This window comes from Dietzia sp. DQ12-76 (genome assembly GCF_014145045.1).
In the GTDB taxonomy this organism is placed as follows: Bacteria; Actinomycetota; Actinomycetes; order Mycobacteriales; family Mycobacteriaceae; genus Dietzia.
The window spans coordinates 12,712-15,029 of record NZ_JAALDV010000057.1 but is presented as its reverse complement, the minus strand read 5'-3'; the positions used below and the strand labels follow the sequence as shown (position 1 = coordinate 15,029).

2 protein-coding genes are annotated in these 2,318 nt (G+C 68.0%); both read left to right on the top strand.

Features of this window, described 5'->3' with window-relative positions; translation table 11 throughout:
• A partial coding sequence (gene rho, locus G6019_RS02980; protein ID WP_182627014.1) for a transcription termination factor Rho occupies positions 1-1,296 on the top strand: 1,296 nt, incomplete at its 5' end.
• On the top strand, positions 1,293-2,318 hold a 1,026-nt coding region (gene prfA / locus G6019_RS02975; RefSeq protein ID WP_182627012.1), incomplete at its 3' end, for a peptide chain release factor 1. The genes rho and prfA, both read left to right, overlap by 4 nt.

The following is a 2,318-nucleotide window of genomic DNA, read 5'->3' as shown; positions in this document are numbered from 1 at the left end:
CGGCGGAGCCGCCGGCGGCGCGAGCGCAACCGCGGTGGTGGCGGTGGCCGTCCGCAGGAGGGCGAGACCGAGGTGCGGGACGACGACGTCCTCCAACCGGTCGCGGGCATCCTCGACGTCCTGGACAACTACGCGTTCGTCCGTACCTCGGGCTACCTCGCGGGGTCGAACGACGTCTACGTCTCGATGAACATGATCCGCAAGTACGGTCTGCGTCGCGGCGATGCGATCACGGGCGCGGTCAAGATGCCGCGGGACGGTCAGGGTGACGCCCAGAACGACGGGTCCGGCGGCGGCCAGGGCGGGGGTCGCGGCGGCGGTCAGGGTGGGAAGAACAGGGCGAAGTTCAACCCGCTGGCCAGGATCGACTCGGTCAACGGGGGTCCCCCGGAAGACGCGCGCAATCGCCCGGAGTTCGGCAAGCTCACGCCGCTCTACCCCAACCAGCGTCTGCGTCTCGAGACCGAGAAGAACGTCCTCTCGACCCGGGTCATCGATCTGATCATGCCCATCGGCAAGGGCCAGCGGGCGCTCATCGTCTCCCCGCCCAAGGCGGGCAAGACCACGATCCTGCAGAACATCGCCAACTCGATCGCCATCAACAACCCCGAGTGTCATCTCATGGTCGTGCTCGTCGACGAGCGACCCGAGGAGGTGACCGATATGCAGCGTTCGGTCAACGGCGAGGTCATCGCCTCGACCTTCGACCGCCCGCCGTCGGATCACACCCAGGTCGCGGAGCTCGCGATAGAACGCGCCAAGCGACTTGTGGAGATGGGCCAGGACGTCGTGGTCCTCCTCGATTCCATCACCCGGTTGGGTCGCGCCTACAACAACTCCTCTCCCGCCTCGGGTCGCATCCTGTCCGGCGGTGTCGACTCCACCGCGCTCTACCCGCCCAAGCGGTTCCTGGGAGCGGCACGCAACATCGAGAACGGTGGCTCCCTCACCATCATCTCCACCGCGATGGTCGAGACGGGGTCCGCCGGTGACACGGTGATCTTCGAGGAGTTCAAGGGCACCGGTAACGCGGAACTCAAGCTGGACCGGCGCATCGCTGAGCGGCGCGTCTTCCCCGCGGTCGACGTGGGGCCCTCGGGCACCCGCAAGGAGGAGCTCCTGATGACGCCGGAGGAGGCCGGTGTCATGCACAAGCTGCGGAGGGTGCTGTCGGGCCTCGACTCGCATCAGGCGATCGACCTGCTGATGTCGCAGCTGCGCAAGACCAACACCAACTACGAATTCCTCCTGCAGGTGGCAAAGACGACTCCGACCCTGCCGCAGGACGAGGAGTGACGCAGGCCCCGGGGCGTTCGCCGTCCTCCATCGACGATGTCCTCTCGGAGTACGGGGGTCTCGAGGCGCAGCTGTCCGACCCCGCGCTCCACGAGGACCCGGTGGCCGCGCGCAGGGTGGGCAAACGATTCGCCGAGCTGACTCCCGTGGTGCAGTGCCACCGGGCTCTGGAGTCCACCCGGGGCGACCTGGCCGCCGCGCGTGAGCTGGCCGGCGAAGACTCGTCGTTCGCCGAGGAGGCCGATCGGTTGGCGGCGGAGGTGACGAGACTGGAGTCGCGGTTGGCCGACCTGTTGGCACCGCGAGACCCCCACGACGGGGATGACGTGCTCATGGAGATCAAGTCCGGTGAGGGCGGGGAGGAGTCGGCGCTGTTCGCGGCGGACCTCGCCCGTATGTACACGCGTTACGCGGAGAAGCACGGCTGGGTGGTCGAGGTGCTCGGGGTGACCGAGTCCGATCTGGGCGGGTACAAGGACGCCTCGTTCTCGATCAGGTCTCGTCAACCCTCGAGGGACGGTGTGTGGTCCCGCCTGAAGTTCGAGGGCGGCGTGCACCGCGTCCAACGGGTGCCGGTCACCGAGTCGCAGGGCCGGGTCCACACGTCGGCCGCAGGGGTGCTCGTCTTCCCCGAGCCCGAGGACGTGGGGCCGGTCGAGATCGACGAGTCGGACCTAAGGATCGACGTGTACCGCTCGTCGGGCAAGGGCGGCCAGGGGGTCAACACCACCGATTCGGCGGTACGGGTCACGCACCTGCCCACCGGGACGGTCGTCACGTGTCAGAACGAACGTAGTCAACTGCAGAACAAGCAGCGCGCACTGGAGGTGCTCGCCGCCCGGCTCCAGGCCGCCGCCGAGGAGGCCGCGAGCGCTGAGGCCTCGGAGGGGCGGTCCACCCAGATCCGCACCGTCGACCGGTCGGAACGCATTCGTACCTACAACTTCCCCGAGAACCGGATCGCCGATCACCGGGTCGGGTTCAAGGCGCACAATCTCGACGCCGTGCTCGACGGTGACCTC